This is a genomic window from Vogesella sp. LIG4, assembly GCF_900090205.1.
Classification (GTDB): Bacteria; Pseudomonadota; Gammaproteobacteria; order Burkholderiales; family Chromobacteriaceae; genus Vogesella.
In genome coordinates, this window is the sequence record NZ_LT607802.1 from 1,801,739 (window position 1) to 1,816,945 (window position 15,207).

At 64.4% G+C, this 15,207-nt stretch carries 15 protein-coding genes; 7 read left to right on the forward strand and 8 right to left on the reverse strand.

What is annotated here, in order from left to right; translation table 11 throughout:
• Positions 1-4: 4 nt before the first annotated feature.
• The 4 genes from PSELUDRAFT_RS08415 to PSELUDRAFT_RS08430 all read right to left on the reverse strand — a co-directional run bounded on the left by PSELUDRAFT_RS08415 (position 5) and on the right by PSELUDRAFT_RS08430 (position 3,932).
• A complete protein-coding gene (locus PSELUDRAFT_RS08415; protein ID WP_088968438.1) occupies positions 5-1,135 on the reverse strand; it encodes an ABC transporter permease in 1,131 nt (376 codons plus the stop codon).
• 25 nt (positions 1,136-1,160) lie between these two features.
• Positions 1,161-2,084, reverse strand: coding sequence for an ABC transporter substrate-binding protein (locus tag PSELUDRAFT_RS08420; RefSeq protein WP_088966420.1), 924 nt, complete (start codon positions 2,082-2,084; stop codon positions 1,161-1,163).
• Between the two features lie 22 nt (positions 2,085-2,106).
• The gene (locus PSELUDRAFT_RS08425) at positions 2,107-3,066 is read right to left on the reverse strand and encodes a fatty acid desaturase (protein ID WP_088966421.1); all 960 of its coding nucleotides are present in this window, start codon (positions 3,064-3,066) and stop codon (positions 2,107-2,109) included.
• Positions 3,067-3,245: 179 nt separating this feature from the next.
• Positions 3,246-3,932 carry a GntR family transcriptional regulator gene (locus PSELUDRAFT_RS08430; protein ID WP_231895337.1) on the reverse strand — a complete coding sequence of 229 codons (687 nt, stop codon included), beginning with the start codon at positions 3,930-3,932 and terminating at the stop codon, positions 3,246-3,248.
• Positions 3,933-4,192: 260 nt separating this feature from the next.
• Here PSELUDRAFT_RS08430 and PSELUDRAFT_RS08435 point away from each other — a divergent pair, with 260 nt between their 5' ends.
• From PSELUDRAFT_RS08435 to PSELUDRAFT_RS08445, 3 genes are read left to right on the forward strand one after another with little or no spacing between them, the layout of a single operon-like run.
• Positions 4,193-4,954 (forward strand): SDR family NAD(P)-dependent oxidoreductase, encoded by a 762-nt coding sequence (locus tag PSELUDRAFT_RS08435; protein ID WP_231895338.1) that lies wholly within the window; start codon positions 4,193-4,195, stop codon positions 4,952-4,954.
• Positions 4,947-6,002, forward strand: coding sequence for a phosphotransferase (locus tag PSELUDRAFT_RS08440; RefSeq protein WP_157725067.1), 1,056 nt, complete (start codon positions 4,947-4,949; stop codon positions 6,000-6,002). Before PSELUDRAFT_RS08435 ends, PSELUDRAFT_RS08440 begins: the two co-directional genes overlap by 8 nt.
• Positions 5,999-7,324 carry an aspartate aminotransferase family protein gene (locus PSELUDRAFT_RS08445; RefSeq protein ID WP_088966424.1) on the forward strand — a complete coding sequence of 442 codons (1,326 nt, stop codon included), beginning with the start codon at positions 5,999-6,001 and terminating at the stop codon, positions 7,322-7,324. Before PSELUDRAFT_RS08440 ends, PSELUDRAFT_RS08445 begins: the two co-directional genes overlap by 4 nt.
• Positions 7,325-7,428: 104 nt before the next feature.
• Here PSELUDRAFT_RS08445 and purB read toward each other — a convergent pair whose 3' ends face one another.
• From purB to ffh, 3 genes are all read right to left on the reverse strand, one after another.
• Positions 7,429-8,799: an adenylosuccinate lyase gene (gene purB, locus PSELUDRAFT_RS08450; protein WP_088966425.1), complete on the reverse strand. Its 1,371-nt coding sequence runs from the start codon at positions 8,797-8,799 to the stop codon at positions 7,429-7,431.
• 64 nt (positions 8,800-8,863) lie between these two features.
• On the reverse strand, positions 8,864-9,763 hold the full coding sequence (locus tag PSELUDRAFT_RS08455) for a RimK family alpha-L-glutamate ligase (RefSeq protein ID WP_088966426.1): 900 nt from the start codon (positions 9,761-9,763) through the stop codon (positions 8,864-8,866).
• A 57-nt stretch (positions 9,764-9,820) separates the two neighbouring features.
• Entirely contained in the window at positions 9,821-11,185 is a 1,365-nt protein-coding gene (gene ffh, locus PSELUDRAFT_RS08460; RefSeq protein ID WP_088966427.1) for a signal recognition particle protein, read from the reverse strand.
• Between the two features lie 121 nt (positions 11,186-11,306).
• On the opposite strand from ffh, the gene PSELUDRAFT_RS08465 reads away from it, so the two are divergent.
• Together PSELUDRAFT_RS08465 and PSELUDRAFT_RS08470 are read left to right on the forward strand one after the other, a co-directional pair.
• Positions 11,307-12,110 carry an inner membrane protein YpjD gene (locus tag PSELUDRAFT_RS08465; protein ID WP_231895339.1) on the forward strand — a complete coding sequence of 268 codons (804 nt, stop codon included), beginning with the start codon at positions 11,307-11,309 and terminating at the stop codon, positions 12,108-12,110.
• A gap of 57 nt (positions 12,111-12,167) precedes the next feature.
• Entirely contained in the window at positions 12,168-12,479 is a 312-nt protein-coding gene (locus tag PSELUDRAFT_RS08470) for a ComEA family DNA-binding protein (protein ID WP_088966429.1), read from the forward strand.
• Between the two features lie 44 nt (positions 12,480-12,523).
• On the opposite strand, the gene PSELUDRAFT_RS08475 is transcribed toward PSELUDRAFT_RS08470, so the two are convergent.
• On the reverse strand, positions 12,524-13,927 hold the full coding sequence (locus PSELUDRAFT_RS08475) for a deoxyribodipyrimidine photo-lyase (RefSeq protein WP_088966430.1): 1,404 nt from the start codon (positions 13,925-13,927) through the stop codon (positions 12,524-12,526).
• Here PSELUDRAFT_RS08475 and PSELUDRAFT_RS19335 point away from each other — a divergent pair.
• Positions 13,926-14,225 (forward strand): hypothetical protein, encoded by a 300-nt coding sequence (locus PSELUDRAFT_RS19335; protein WP_157725068.1) that lies wholly within the window; start codon positions 13,926-13,928, stop codon positions 14,223-14,225. The two genes, PSELUDRAFT_RS08475 and PSELUDRAFT_RS19335, sit on opposite strands and share 2 nt — an antisense overlap.
• A complete protein-coding gene (locus PSELUDRAFT_RS08480) occupies positions 14,222-15,199 on the forward strand; it encodes a porin (RefSeq protein WP_088966431.1) in 978 nt (325 codons plus the stop codon). Before PSELUDRAFT_RS19335 ends, PSELUDRAFT_RS08480 begins: the two co-directional genes overlap by 4 nt.
• The last annotated feature ends 8 nt before the right edge of the window (positions 15,200-15,207 follow it).

Sequence of the window (15,207 nt, forward strand, 5' to 3'; positions counted from 1 at the left end):
GTTTCTACCTGTCCAGCCAGGAAATCAGCAGTTTGAACAGCGCGTCCACGGCAATGGCCAGCGCCACTACCGGCAACACGCCCAGCAGCACCTGGTCCAGCGCACTGCCGGACAGCCCCTGGAACATGATGGCGCCAAAGCCGCCGGCGCCGATCAGCGCCGCCACGGCGGCCAGCCCCACCGCCTGTACCGCGGTGATGCGCACGCCGCCAACGAATACCGGCAGCGCCAGCGGCAGCTCCACACGCCAGAACACCTGCCACGGCGACATGCCCATGCCGCGCGCCGCCTCGCGCACTGCCGGCGGCACCTGCTGCAGCCCGGCCAGGGTGCCGCGCGTCAGCGGCAGCAGCGAGTACAGCAGCAGCGCCAGCAGCGCCGGCGGCATGCCCACCCCGGCGATGCCGCTGTGCGGGAACAGCCGGCCCAGCAGCGCCAGCGGCCCGATCAGTAGCCCGAACAGCGCGATGGAGGGGATGGTCTGCACCACGTTGAGCAGCGGGAACAGCCAGGCGCGCACGCGGGCGGAGCGGAACGCCAGCAGGCCCAGCACGGTGCCGGCCAGCAGCGCCGGCAGCACCGAGAACAGCACCAGCTGCACATGCTGCAGCAGCGCCTGGGCGAAGTTGTCGCGGTAGTTGTCGTATTCCTTCAGCAGCGACAGCTGATCCAGCGTGCCGTGGTACAGCAGCCAGGCCGCCGGCAGCAGCGCCGCCAGCACCACGGCGGTCTGCCGCGCCACACCGGGCGAGAGCCGGCGCAGTGCCTCGATCAGCAGCAGCCATGCGGCCAACTGCAACAGCCAGAAGCCGGCGCCGAACGACACCCGCACCAGCGAATCCTCGCCGCCGGCACGCAGCACCGCCTCGTGGCCGGCCAGCCACAGCAGCGCATTGCTCAGCAGCGCCGCCGCCAGCAGCATGCCCAGCTGCAGCCGGCGGCCGTCCGACAGCCAGGGTGAGGCCAGCAGCGGCAGCGCCGGCAGCAGCAGCCAGGCCACACCGGTGCTGTGCAGCTGGCTCAGCCACAGCCCCTGGCCGCTCAGCAGCCGGTTGGGGGCGTAGCCGAGCAGCGGCAGCGTGGCGCCGGCCAGCAGCAGCGCCGCCAGCAGCAGGTAGACGCGGTCGGTTCTCATGCCGCCCTCCATGCCGCCGCTACGCTCACTTGATGAAGCCCTTGCTCTTCAGGTAGCTGGCGGCCACCTTGCGTGCGTCGCGGCCTTCGATGGCGATGCTGGCGTTCAGCTTCTGCAGCGTGGCGCTGTCCAGCGAGCGGAACACCGGCTGCAGCAGCGCGGCAATGCGCGGCTGGCGCGCCAGCGCGTCGCTGCGGATCACCGGGGTGGGCGCGTAGATGGGCTGCACGCCCTTCACGTCTTCCAGTGTCACCAGCCCCAGCGCCGCCACCGGGCCGTCGGTGCCGTAGGCCATGGCGGCGTTGACGCCGGAGGTCTGCTCGGAGGCGGCCTTGATGGTGACGGCGGTGTCACCGCCAGCCAGGGTCAGCAGCTGATCCTGCTTGAGCTTGAAGCCGTAGGCGCCCTCGAAGGCCGGCAGCGCGTCCGGGCGCTCGATGAACTCGGCGGAGGCCGCCAGCTTGAAGCTGCCGCCCTTGCTGATGTAGTGCCCCAGGTCGCTCAGGGTCTTGAGCTTGTTGGCCGCAGCAAGGTCCTTGCGCACGGCGATGGCCCAGGTGTTGTTGGCCGGCGACGGCGTCAGCCACACCAGTTTGTTACGCTCCTGGTCCAGTTTTTTCACCAGCTGGTAGCCGGCATCGGCGTTCTTCCACGCCGGGTTGCTTTCATCAGAGAAGAAGAACGCACCGTTGCCAGTGTATTCCGGGTAGATGTCGATCTCGCCGGCGGTGATGGCGCCGCGCACCACCTTGGTATTGCCCAGCGATACCTTGCTGACGGTCTGGATGCCGTTGGCCTCCAGCACCTGCTGGATGATGTTGCCCAGCAGCGCGCCTTCGGTGTCGATCTTGGAGCCGACGCGGATGGGGTCGGCGGCCAGCGCCGGGGTGGTCAGGGTGGCGGCCAGCACGGCCAGCAGCGGCAGGAAGCGGGAGATGCGTTGCGTCATGATAGGACCTCGGTAGTTGGCGTCAGGCAAAGGGATGAAACTCGGCGATGACCGGTTGGCGGCGGTGGCGCCACAGCAACGGCAGGTAGCCCTGTTCGGTGAAACCGTCGCAGTGCTGCCGGTAGTGCTCGCGACGGGCCAGGTAGGTCTGGCGCAGCCGGAACCAGGGAATGCCCGGGTGCAGGTGATGCACCAAATGATAGTTCAGGTTAAGAAACAGTAAGCGCCAAGGCCAGGCCGCTTCGTTGATTACCGAGCGGGCATTGGCCTGCGGCGCCGCGCGGTGCTCGTAGAAGGAGCGCACCATCGCCAGCGACAGCGCCGGGTAGGCCACCGCCAGCAGGTAGTACAGCGGGGCAATGCCGGCACGCGCCAGCAACAGCAGCATGCCGCTCAACAGTAGTACATGCGCAGACCATATGCATGACGTGCGCACGTCGCGCTGGCGCCAGGCGGCCAGCAGGGTGGCGCCCCAGCCCAGCGCCGGCCCCAGCAGCAGGCGCCCCGGCGCGGTGTTGCGCCAGCGGAGCAGCGCCAGCCACGCCCCGGGCTGGCCGGCGGCGCGCTGGTAATAGCTTTCCGGGTCGATGCCGGGCAGGGTCAGGTGGTCGTCATGGTGGTGGGCGAGATGGCTGTCGCGGTACACCGGGTAGGGGTACCACACCGCCAGCGGCGCCCAGCCCAGCAGCGCGTTCAGCCAGGCATGGCGGCTGGGGTGGCCGTGGATCAGCTCATGCTGCAGCGACAGATACCAGCAGGTGAATACCACCAGCAGCGGGGTGCCCAGCCACGGCCCCAGCTGGCGCCAGGCCAGCACGCTGCCCAGCCAGCCGCCGTAGATGGCAGCGATCAGCAGCCAGGTGGGCCACTCCACGTTGCCGCGGCGGGCAGGGTTGGCCGCATGTTCAGTGCGGTGTGCCGCCGGCTGCCCGCTGGCGGTCGGCGCGTCCGGATGCGCGGCAAGATGCAGACTGCAGTACATATTTCCCCCTCGGTACAGGCCCCGTGGCCGCGGTGTGGCGGCAGGGGCGTGGCAATGAGGGGGCCACTGTATACAGCGCGGCAGACGCCGGAAAACAAGAAATCCTCACAAGGAAATTCGCCCGGCATCGATAAGCCTAGGCGAAAAATGCATAAGTGCTGTGCGTGGCGGGGAAGGGTTCAGGCTCCGGCCTGTGCCTGCAGATGCAGCAGGATGGCGTGGCCGCCGCTGACGATGTCGTCGCCGATGGCGCGGGCGGCGGCGGGGCCATCCCCCTGCTGCAGCGCGGCGATCAGCGGCGGGTGGTAGTCGATCATGTCCTGGCCGCCGGCGGCGTAGGCGGCAGAAATCAGCGGCCCCATCTGCAGCCAGATGCGGGACAGGATGCCGCCCAGGAAGGGCATGCCGGCGATGTCCACCAGCGCGAAGTGGAACTGCTGGTTCAGGTCGCAGCCGGCGGCGTGGTCGCCGCGCGCCAGCGCATCGTTATTGCGCGCCACCAGATCCTGCAGCCGGGCGATGTCGGCCGCGGTGGCGCGGGCGGCGGCGGTCTCTGCAGCCAGGCCTTCCAGCTTGACGCGGATGGCGCGTATCTCCAGGTAGCGCTGCAGCGTCATGTGCGGCACGCGGATATCGCGCGGCGACTTCATCTCCAGCGCCTGCTCCTGCACCAGGCGCAGGATGGCGTCACGCACCGGGGTGACGCTGGTGCCCAGCTTTTCCGCCAGCTCGCGGATCTTCAGCCGCTCGCCAGGGCGCAGCCGCCCCTGGATCAGCGCCTCGCTGATCAGGTGGTAGACGGTGCTGCCCAGGTTGTCGGGCACCTCGAAAGGCGCCTGATTTTGTCGCGATACTGCCTTGCTCACGAAAAATTTCTCCTTACATATCAGCCATATGCTGCGCCGATAGTTTCGTTTGCGCCTTGTCTTGCTTGGAAAGCAGGGGTTTTCGAGGCCCCCCGTCGTGTTCCGCTTCCGGCAGGTGTTGCTCATGCTGGCGGCGGGTGGGCTGCAAGCGGCTGCGGTGCTTGCATGCCGGGCATGCAACAAATATGATGCATCATATACAAAAACAACGACCGTCACCAGACAGGCCCGCCGTACGCCACCCCTACAGGAGCGATATCTTGTCCACTCACAGCGATTCCCTTCCGCCGCGCCAGCGCTACATGCTGCTCACCGGCGCCAGCCGCGGCATCGGCCACGCCACGGTGAAACTGTTCCAGGAGCAGGGCTGGCGCATCCTCACCGTGTCGCGGCAGCCGTTTTCCGAAACCTGCCGCTGGCCGATGGCGCGCGACAGCCACCTGCAGGCGGATCTTGCCGACCTGGCCGCGCTGCCGGCGCTGGTGGCCGAGGTGCGCCGCCGCCTGCCGGACGGCGAGCTGCATGCGCTGGTGAACAACGCCGGCATATCGCCCAAGGGGCCGCAGGGCGCGCGGCTGGGGGTGCTGGACAGCGACATGGACACCTGGCAGCGGGTGCTCAACGTCAACCTGGTGTCCACCGCGCTGCTGGCGCGCGAACTGTTCCCGGAGCTCAAGCGCGGGCAAGGCAGCATCGTCAATGTCACCTCCATCGCCGGCTCGCGGGTGCACCCGTTCGCCGGCGTGGCCTATGCCGCCTCCAAGGCAGGGTTGGCCGCACTCACCCGCGAACTGGCGCACGAGCTGGCGCCGCACGGGATCCGCGCCAATGCCATCGCCCCGGGCGAGATCGACACCGCCATTCTGTCGCCGGACACCGCCAGCATTGTCGAGCGCGACGTGCCGATGCGCCGGCTGGGCACGCCGCAGGAGGTGGCCGAGGCGATCCACTTCCTGTGCAGCAGCCAGTCCGCCTACATCAATGGCGCGGAAATCCACATCAACGGGGGCCAGCATGTCTGAGGCGATGGACAACCAGCTGTTCACCACCATGGCCGCAGCCACCGCGGCGGACGAAGTGGCCGCGCTGCTGTGGACGCACTACCGGCTGCGCGGCGACAGCAGCAAGCTCAACAGCGAGCGCGACGAGAACTTCCACATCCGCGCCGACGACGGCCGCGAATACGTGCTCAAGCTCAGCCACCCGGCGGAAGACCGCGCGGTCACCGACTTCCAGACCCGGGCGCTGCTGCACGCGATACAGCGCGACCCCGGCCTGCCGATACCGCAGGTGATCGCGCGCCAGGACGGCGCACCCTACGGCGTGGTGGCGATGCGCGACGGCAGCCAGCGCGTGTTGCGGCTGCTGAGCTTTCTGCATGGCCAGCCGCTGCACCAGGTCAGCCGCAGCGAAGCGCAGCGCCGCCAGCTGGGGCACACCCTGGCCCGGTTGAATGTGGCGCTGAGCGACTTCAGCCACCCGGCGGCGTCGCACCGCCTGCTGTGGGACATCCAGCACAGCCAGGACCTGGCGCCGCTGCTGCAGGCCACCCCGGCCGGCGCCAAGCGCGACGCGCTGGCCAGCTGGCTGGCACACTTCGACAGTGCCTTGCGGCCAACCCTGGCCGGCCTGCGCCGCCAGGTGATCCACAACGACATGAACCCCTACAACGTGCTGGTGGGCGCTGACGGCGTGAGCACCGCCGGCATCATCGACTTTGGCGACATGGTGCACGCGCCGCTGGTGGACGAGCTGGCGGTAGCCTGTTCCTACCAGCTGTCCGAACAGGCCAACCCGCTGGACAGCGCCGGCGAGGTCATTGCCGCCTATCACGCCGTCAATCCGCTGACGGCGCAGGAGGTGGGCCTGCTGTACGACCTCATCCTCACCCGGCTGTGCATGACGGTGACCATCACCGGCTGGCGCGCGGTCAAATACCCGGAAAACAGTAGCTACATCCTGCGCAACCACGGCCTGAGCTGGGACGGCATGCAGCGGCTGCTGGCCATGGGCCGCCCGCAGGCACAGGCATATCTGCACGCCGTTTGCGGCACGAAAGGACAGGCATGAGCAAGGATCAACGCATGGTGAACGCCTTCGACCCGGCCAGCGCCGGGCAGCTGCCGGCGCGCGAGCAGGAACTGATCCGCCGCCGCCAGGCCGCGCTGGGCAGCGCCTACCGGCTGTTCTACGAGCAGCCGCTGCACGTGGTGCGGGCAGAGGGCGTGTGGCTGTACGACCCGGACGGCACGCCCTACCTCGACGTGTACAACAACGTGGCCTCGGTAGGGCACAGCCACCCGCGCGTGGTGGCGGCCATCGCCCGGCAGGCGGCCACCCTCAACACCCACACCCGCTACCTGGGCGACGGCATCGTCGACTACGCCGAGCGCCTGCTGGCCACCTTGCCGGCAGCCGGCTACCAGGCCATGTTCACCTGCACCGGCAGCGAGGCCAACGACCTGGCGCTGCGCCTGGCGTGGAACGCCACGGGCGGCAAGGGGGTGATTGTCAGCAGCCACGCCTACCACGGCGTGACCAGCAGCGTGGCCGAGTGCTCGCCGGCCTTTGGCGACAGCGTGCCGCTGGGCGTGCACGTGCGCACCGTGCCGCCGCCGGACAGCTACCGGCAGGGGCCGGATGCCGGCGAGCGCTTCGTGCGCGAAGTGGAGGCCGCCATTGCCGACCTGCGCCGCCATGGCATCCAGCCGGCGGCGCTGCTGGTGGATACGCTGTTCACCAGCGACGGCGTGTATCCGGAGCCGGCGGGCTGCCTGGCCCGCGCCGCAGAGGCGATCCGCGCCGCCGGCGGCCTGTTCATCGCCGACGAGGTGCAGGCCGGCTTCGCCCGCAGCGGCAGCCATTTCTGGGGCTTCCAGCGCCACGGCGTGCTGCCGGATATCGTCACCATGGGCAAGCCGATGGGCAACGGCCACCCGATCGCCGGCCTGGTGGCGCGGCCCGAGATCATCGATGCCTTCGGCAGCCGCGTGCGCTACTTCAACACCTTCGGCGGCAACGCCGTGTCCTGCGCCGCCGGCATGGCGGTGCTGGACGTGATCCGGGACGAAAACCTGCAGCACAACGCGCTGGAAACCGGTGCCTACCTCAAGGCCGGCTTCGAAACGTTGGCCGCAAGGCACGCGCTGATCGGCGACGTGCGCGGCGCCGGCTTCTTCCTGGGCGTGGAAATGGTCAGCGACCGCGCCAGCAAGGCCCCGGCCAGCGCCGAGACCGCGCGCATCGTCAACGCGCTGCGCCAGCGCCGCATCCTGATCAGCGCCACCGGCCCGGCCGGCAACATCCTCAAGGTGCGCCCGCAACTGGTGTTCGCCCGCGAGCACGCCGATATGCTGCTGAGGGCGCTGGATGAGGTGTTGGCGGGTTTGTAGTGCCGCTGTTGGTGCCGAAAAAACAAAACCCTTCCGCGTGGCGGAAGGGTTTTGTTTTGTGCAGGCCAGCTATTGATAGCCTGCCGTCAGCTTGCGGCCAACGTTCAGATGCGGCGTGCCAGTTCCTCGGCCTTGCCCACGTAACCCGCCGGGGTCAGCTCCAGCAGGCGGCTCTTCTCGGCTTCCGGAATCTCCAGGCCCTTGATGAAGGCAGCCAGGGTGTCGCGGGTGATGCCGTCCTTGCCGCGGGTCAGCTCTTTGAGCTGCTCGTACGGGTTGGGCACGCCGTAGCGGCGCATTACGGTCTGGATCGGCTCGGCCAGCAGTTCCCAGGTGGCGTCCAGGTCGCTGGCCAGCATGGCCGGGTTGAGTTCCAGCTTGTTCAGGCCCTTCATCAGCGCCTTGAAGCCCAGCAGGGTGTAGCCGAAGCCCACGCCCATATTGCGCAGCACGGTGGAGTCGGTCAGGTCGCGCTGCCAGCGGGACAGCGGCAGCTTCTCGGCCAGGTGGCCCAGCACGGCGTTGGCCAGGCCCAGGTTGCCTTCCGAGTTTTCGAAGTCGATCGGGTTCACCTTGTGCGGCATGGTGGAGCTGCCCACTTCGTCCTTCTTCACCTTCTGCTTGAAGTAGCCCAGCGAGATGTAGCCCCACACGTCGCGGTCCAGGTCGATCAGGATGGTGTTGATGCGCGACAGTTGCTGGTACAGCTCGGCCATGTAGTCGTGCGGCTCGATCTGGATGGTGTACGGGTTGAAGGTCAGGCCCAGGCCGGTAACGAAACGGTCGGCCAGGCTTTCCCAGTCCACGCCCGGGTAGGCCACGATGTGGGCGTTGTAGTTGCCTACCGCGCCGTTGATCTTGCCGAGGATTTCCTGCTTCACCAGCTGTTCGCGCTGGCGCTTCAGGCGGTACACCACGTTGGCCAGTTCCTTGCCCATGGTGGACGGGGTGGCCGGCTGGCCGTGGGTGCGGCTCATCATCGGTACCGCGGCCAGCTCGTGCGCCAGGGTGGACAGCTTGCCGATGACTTCATCCAGGCCCGGCAGCATCACGGTGTTGCGTGCGGTTTTCAGCATCAGCGCGTGGCTGAGGTTGTTGATGTCTTCGGAGGTGCAGGCGAAGTGGATGAATTCGCTGGCGGCCATGACTTCCGGGTTGCCGGACAGGCGCTCTTTCAGCCAGTACTCGATGGCTTTCACATCATGGTTGGTGCGCGCTTCGATGGCTTTCACTTCTTCGCCGTGCTGCACGGAGAAGTTGGCGATCACGTCGTTGATCTCGCGGATGGTGGCCTCGGAGAACGGCTTCACTTCCTCGATGCCCGGTTCTGCGGCCAACATTTTCAGCCATTCCAGTTCTACCTTGATACGGGCTTTCATCAGGCCGTATTCGGAGAAAATGTCGCGCAGCGCTTCGGCTTGGCCAGAGTAGCGGCCGTCGAGCGGGGAGAGGGCGGTCAGCGTGGTCAGGTTCATCACTCAGTGCTTCCAGGTTGCTGGCCAGCAGGGCTGGCCGGTTGCTTCAAATAAAAACGGAATCTCAGGCCCGCAGGCGGCGGACGATGCCGGCCGCCAGCGTGTCGGCAGCGGGCGGGTTGAAACGGAAAAACAGCTCCGGTTCGATCATTTCCAGTTCCATGATGGCCAGTTGACCATCATTGTCGCGGATCAGGTCCACGCGGGCGTACAGCACGTCGAACGGCACCGCCGCCACCGCGGCCTCGGCAAACAGGATCTCGTCGGCAGTGGCTTCGTAACGGTGCACGGTGCCGCCGTGGTCGTCCTGCACGCGGAAGTCGCCTGCCTTGGCGGTCTTGCGGATGGCGTGGGTGTACTTGCCGTCGATGATCATCAGCGACAGCTCGCCGCTTTCCAGGATGTTGCGCTGGAATGGCTGCAGCATCATGGCTTCCTGCTCGATCAGCTCGCCGAACACGCATTCGTGCTGCTCGCTGTCGATGCCGGCAAAACGGTAGGTGTGGCGCGCGGAGCCGGAAATGGCCGGCTTGAGGATGACCTCATCCCAGCCGGTTTCCGCCACGATGTGGGCCAGAGAACGCGCATCGCCACGTTCGATATAGACCGTGGGTACGATGTTGACGTCTTTTTCTGCCAGTGCACCCAGGTAGTGCTTGTCGATGTTCCAGTGGATCAGCGCCGCTTCGTTGAACAGCCGGGTGGTCTGGCTGACGCGGGCCAGCCAGGGGGCGAATTCGGCAAAGCGGTGGAAGTAGTCCCAGGTGGTGCGGAATACCGCGCTGCGGCAGTTCGCCCAGTCGAAATCGGGGTCGGCCCAGTCCTTGCGGCCAACCTTCAGGCCGTGTTTTTCCAGCGCTTGCAGTACCAGGCCGTCTTCGGTGTGCACCTGGCGGCTGTACCAGTCGGCCTCGTTCAGGGCCAGGAGTTCGTGGTCGGTCAGGACGATTACGTCGTATTGCATGGTATCGGCGAAAAAACAGCGTAAAAAACGGGCGTACACGACGCCCGTTGCAATGGATTACATGCCCGGCAGCATGCCCTTCATGCCTTTGAGGCCCTTGAGCATCTTGAACATGCCGCCCTTGGACGAGAACATCTTCATCATCTTCTGCATCTGCTCGAACTGGGCCAGCAGCTTGTTCACTTCCTGCACGCTGACGCCGGAGCCGGCGGCGATGCGACGCTTGCGGCTGGCCTTGAGCAGCTCGGGCTTGCGGCGCTCATCCATGGTCATGGAGTTGATGATGCCCTCGATGCGGCGCATGGATTTCTCCGCCTCGGCACCCTGCACGCCCTTGGCCAGCTGGCCGATTTCGCCCGGCATCTTTTCCAGCATGCTGGTCATGCCGCCCATTTTCTTCATCTGCTGCATCTGGGTCTTGAAGTCTTCGAGGTCGAAGCCCTTGCCGGACTTCAGCTTCTTGGCCATCTTGGCCGCTTCTTCCTCGTCGATACCCTTCTGCACGTCCTCGATCAGGGACAGTACGTCACCCATGCCGAGGATACGGCCGGCCAGGCGGTCGGGGTGGAACGGCTCCAGGCCGCTCACCTTTTCGCCTACGCCGATGAACTTGATTGGCTTGCCGGTGATGTGGCGCACCGACAGCGCGGCACCGCCACGCGAGTCGCCATCCATCTTGGTGAGGATCACGCCGGTCAGCGGCAGGGCCTCGTTGAAGGCCTGGGCGGTGTTCACCGCATCCTGGCCCTGCATGGCATCCACCACGAACAGGGTTTCGATCGGGTTCAGGCAGGCGTGCAGCGCCTTGATCTCGGCCATCATCGCTTCGTCGATGGCCAGACGGCCGGCGGTATCTACCATCAGCACGTCGAAGAAGTGGCGCTTGGCGTAGTCCACCGCGGCTCGGGCGATGTCTTCCGGCTTCTGGCTGCCGTCGGACGGGAACCACTCCACGCCCACTTGCTCGGCCAGCAGCTTCAGCTGTTCGATGGCGGCGGGGCGGTACACGTCGGCGGAAACCACCAGCACCTTCTTCTTCTGGGTTTCCTTCAGCAGCTTGGCCAGCTTGCCCACGGTGGTGGTTTTACCGGCGCCCTGCAGGCCGGCCATCAGAATGATGGCGGGTGGTACCGCGGCCAGGTTCAGGGCGTCGTTCTTCTCGCCCATCAGCTTGACCAGCTCTTCGTTGACCACGCCGATCATGGCCTGGCTTGGTGTCAGGCTGCCCAGTACCTCCTGGCCCAGCGCGCGTTCCTTGACGTTGGCAATGAAGGTTTTGACCACGGGCAGTGCCACGTCGGCCTCCAGCAGGGCCATGCGCACTTCGCGCAGAGCGTCCTGGATATTGGTCTCGCTAAGCCGCGCCTGACCGCGCAAGGTTTTCAGCGCACCGGTGAGGCGTGAGGAAAGGTTGTCAAGCATGGGGTGTCCTTATGGTCTGCCAAGTGCTTTGTGCTTGGTGTAGACTGCCGTAATCGTCCATTTTACCACGACCCGGCGTCCCGGCGTGGCGCTTCCCCCAATTCAGATGAGTGGCATCCTGTTGATTTTGGTCATTTTGCTGCTGTCCGGTTACCTCGGGCTGTCCTGGCATTTCATCGGCCACTGGCGTGGCGTATCGTTGTGGCCGCGTCAGCCGCAGCGCGAACATTTCCTGCTCGGCGTATTGCTGGCGGTGCATGCCATGGTGCTTACCCTGCCGGTGGCGCACTCGGGCGCCCTGAACATGGGGCTGGGCTCGGCGCTGTCGCTGCTGGCGTGGATCATGTTGCTGATATTCTGGACCGGCAGCTATTTCGCCCGCATGGAAGGCTTGCAGGTGTTCCTGGTGCCGCTGGGGGCCATCGGCGTGCTGATGGCCGAGGTGCTGCCCTTGCCGCACACCCTGTACCAGGTCGACAACCCGGCTTTCATCCTGCATCTGCTGGTGTCGCTGCTGGCTTACAGCCTGTTCGCCATCGGCGCGCTGCTGGCGATCCTGATGTTGCTGCAGGAGAAGGCGCTGCATGAGCACCGCTTTGCGCTGGCCAAGCGCATGCCGCCGCTCCTGGTGCTGGAAAACCTGATGTTCCAGACGCTGGGTACCGGCTTCGTGCTGCTGACTTTCAGCCTGCTCAGCGGTGTATTTTTTGCCGAGGAAGTATTCGGCCGCGCGGTGCCCATCAGTCACAAGGTTGTGTTTGCCGTGCTCTCCTGGCTGGTGTTCGGCGGCCTGCTGGTTGGCCGCAAGCTGCATGGCTGGCGTGGTCGCATCGCCATCCGCTGGACACTGACCGGTTTTGCACTGTTGCTATTAGGGTATATCGGTAGCAAGGTGGTGCTGCAATTCTTTTTGCACAAGATCTAGCGTTTTGACATATTGGTTGCTCCCCTTGTAAGTCGGGATTCCGACAGGAGGTTCACCATGAAGAAACTGCTGGCAGCCCTGTGCATGCTGTTTGTCACCTTGTCTGCCTGGGCGGTCGTGAATGCCAATACCGCGACTGCGCAGCAACTGGAGGCGCTCAACGGCATCGGCCCGGTAAAGGCCAAGGCGCTGATCGACTACCGCACCAAGAATGGCCCCTTCAAAACTTACGCCGACCTGCAGAAGGTGCCGGGCTATGGTCCGAAGACCCTGGAGAAGCTCAAGTCCGAGCTGGTGGTTGGCGCCGGTACCGCGCCGGCGGCGCCTGCTGCAGCCGCTAAGCCTGCTGCTCCTGCCAAGAAGCCTTGATCCAGGCGCCCCTGCTTAACCAGGCCCGACTTTGTCGGGCCTTTTCATTTGCGGCCGAACAACGCCAGTGCCAGCTCGCGTTGCTCGGCATGCTCGACAATGGGAGCTGGGTAGTCGCGGCCAAGCTCGAAGCCCGCCGGCAGACTTTTCGCCAGCCATGGCGCATGGATGGCCTTGTCGTCCAGTGAGGCCAGCTCCGGTACGTAGCGGCGGATGAACTTGCCTTCCGGGTCGAACTTTTCCGACTGGCTTACCGGGTTGAAGATGCGGAAGTAGGGCTGGGCATCGCAGCCGGTGGAGGCAGCCCACTGCCAGCCGCCATTGTTGGCCGCAAGGTCGAAATCCAGCAGCTTGGCGGCAAAGTAGGCTTCGCCGCGGCGCCAGTCGATCAGCAGGTCCTTGACCAGGAAGCTGGCGGCGATCATGCGCAGCCGGTTGTGCATATAGCCGCTGTGGTTGAGCTGGCGCATGGCAGCATCCACGATGGGGTAACCGGTACGCCCCTGGCACCAGGCGGCGTACCATTCCTCCTTGCCTGGAAACACCAGGCCGCGGTACTGCTCCTTGAAACTATCGCTGGCAACGTGCGGGAAGTGCCATAGCAGTTGCTGGTAAAACTCGCGCCAGATCAGCTCGTTCAGCCAGCACGTTGCTCCTTCCGACTCCTCCTGCAAGGCAAGGGCGATGGCTTCGCGTATCGATAGCGTGCCAAAGCGCAGGTGCGCCGACAGGTAGGAAACACCCTTGATGGCCGGGAAGTCGCGCGTTGCCTTGTAGTGGCTCAGGCGGTCGCCAAAATCCTGCAGTAGTTGTTGTGCGCCACTGCGGCCGGTTGGCAGCCGCAAATCGGCGACCGTTGCGTTGGCAAAGCCGATATCTGCCAGTGCGGGCAGCCGTAACTGCGCCGGTGGCAGCGCCAAGGCACCTGCAAGCGGAGCCGGGCGCGGCTGGGTCAGTGCCGGGCTGAAACGCTGCCGCCAGGCCTTCATATATGGCGTGAATACGGTGTAAGGCCTGCCTTGCCCGGTAAGGAGTTCGTCGCACTCGAAAATGACTTGATCCTTGCATGGCTGAAAGGCGATGCCCTGTGCGGCCAACCTTGCCGCAACCTGTGCATCCCGCGCACGGGCATACGGCTCGTAATCCCGATTGCAGTACACGGCATCGCAAGCAAACTGCTGCGCCAGCCTGGGAATCTCCACTGCCGGGTTGCCCTGTACCGCATGCAGGCCGCCGCCATGCTGTTGCAGGCTGTGATCTAGTTCCTGCAAGGCGGCATGAATGAATGCCAGCCTGCGATCGTCATCAGGCAGCGGCGCAAGAATGAGGTGGTCGAGCACAAAGACACAAACGACGCGCGAATGAGCTTGCAGCGCCTGAAACAGGGCAGTGTTGTCAATCGCGCGTAAGTCGCGCCGAAACCACATGAGAGCGGCGGAAGTGGTCATGGAACGTCTGGCTAGTAGTGAAATTGCAACGCTTTGGGGAGGGGTGTTGCATATTTTGCAGCTAGAAAGATTGATTTGCAATCTTGATATTTTTAATAAAAACAAACTCTTATGGTGTTTTTTCTTCTGGTTGTCAGTTGCTGATTTTTATTTCTGCAACATGCCTTTTATCGTCCGAAGCAGATGCCGCCGGACATGCCGGTGGTCTGAAAAAGCCCCTGTCCAGAAGCTGAGTGTCTGGATACCCGGATTAACACCGCGGGCAAGGTTCGTGACCCCTGAAAGGAAAAACCAATGAAAAAACTTATCGTACTGGCTACCCTGGCTGCCCTGCCGGCAGTTGCCATGGCAGACGTTACCATCTCCGGCGACCTGGCTGTCGGCATCGTCAATACCAAGAATGGTGGCCCCAAGACTGACCCTGTAGCCAAGCACTCCCTCACCACCGAAAATCGTACTCAGGGTGAAATCAAGTTCGCTGGCTCCGATGATATCGGCAACGGTCTGAAAGCCATCTGGCAGATTGCCAGCCGTATCAACCTGGCTGATCAGTCCATCGACGCTCGCGACAACCTGTGGGCGGGCCGTGACTCCTTTGTGGGCCTGACCGGCGGTTTTGGTACCCTGACCATGGGTAACATCTACATCATGCCGACCTCGGGTGCGATGTCCATTTTTGAAAATGAAAATGCCACCTGGAAGTCGCTGATCTATGATCAAGGCTTCCGTGCCAATAATATGGTTTCATATCAAACACCGAATCTGGGCGGCTTTACTGGCACTGTCCAGCATAGCTTTGGTGTTAGCAGCGGTGATGAGCAGGCTAGGCTGTACGCGCAGGCCGTCAGCCTGGCTTACCAAGGGAACGGTTTCGCCGTGTCTTATGATGGCTCCCGCTTCAAGGAAAATTCTTCCGGAGACTTTACAAAGCTCCACGAACTGAATGGTTCGGTAACCTTGGGCGACCTGAAACTGATGGCTGCTTATGCACAGGGCACCTCGGGTGTCCTTGATGCTAAGATCAAGGGTTATGGTGTTGGTGCCGCTTATACCTATGGCAACTTCGTGCCGAAGTTTGAGTACTGGCATGAGGGCAATGCGAAGATTGCCGGCACGTCCTATAAAACTGGCAGCAACAACTACGCGCTTGGCGTGGAATATGGTCTGTCCAAGCGTACCCGCGCTGGTGTGGAATATGTTCGTACCAACTACAAGTCGTCTGACCTGGAGAATGCGAACGTTGCTACCGTCTACCTGGGTACCAAGTTCTAAGCAAGGTA

Coding starts and splice junctions, on each gene's coding strand:
- PSELUDRAFT_RS08415 (WP_088968438.1), bottom strand. CDS start 1,135: ATGAGAACCGACCGCGTCTACCTGCTGCTGGCGGCGCTGCTGCTGGCC.
- PSELUDRAFT_RS08420 (WP_088966420.1), bottom strand. CDS start 2,084: ATGACGCAACGCATCTCCCGCTTCCTGCCGCTGCTGGCCGTGCTGGCC.
- PSELUDRAFT_RS08425 (WP_088966421.1), bottom strand. CDS start 3,066: ATGTACTGCAGTCTGCATCTTGCCGCGCATCCGGACGCGCCGACCGCC.
- PSELUDRAFT_RS08440 (WP_157725067.1), top strand. CDS start 4,947: ATGTCTGAGGCGATGGACAACCAGCTGTTCACCACCATGGCCGCAGCC.
- PSELUDRAFT_RS08445 (WP_088966424.1), top strand. CDS start 5,999: ATGAGCAAGGATCAACGCATGGTGAACGCCTTCGACCCGGCCAGCGCC.
- purB (WP_088966425.1), bottom strand. CDS start 8,799: ATGAACCTGACCACGCTGACCGCCCTCTCCCCGCTCGACGGCCGCTAC.
- PSELUDRAFT_RS08455 (WP_088966426.1), bottom strand. CDS start 9,763: ATGCAATACGACGTAATCGTCCTGACCGACCACGAACTCCTGGCCCTG.
- ffh (WP_088966427.1), bottom strand. CDS start 11,185: ATGCTTGACAACCTTTCCTCACGCCTCACCGGTGCGCTGAAAACCTTG.
- PSELUDRAFT_RS08470 (WP_088966429.1), top strand. CDS start 12,168: ATGAAGAAACTGCTGGCAGCCCTGTGCATGCTGTTTGTCACCTTGTCT.
- PSELUDRAFT_RS19335 (WP_157725068.1), top strand. CDS start 13,926: ATGGAACGTCTGGCTAGTAGTGAAATTGCAACGCTTTGGGGAGGGGTG.
- PSELUDRAFT_RS08475 (WP_088966430.1), bottom strand. CDS start 13,927: ATGACCACTTCCGCCGCTCTCATGTGGTTTCGGCGCGACTTACGCGCG.
- PSELUDRAFT_RS08480 (WP_088966431.1), top strand. CDS start 14,222: ATGAAAAAACTTATCGTACTGGCTACCCTGGCTGCCCTGCCGGCAGTT.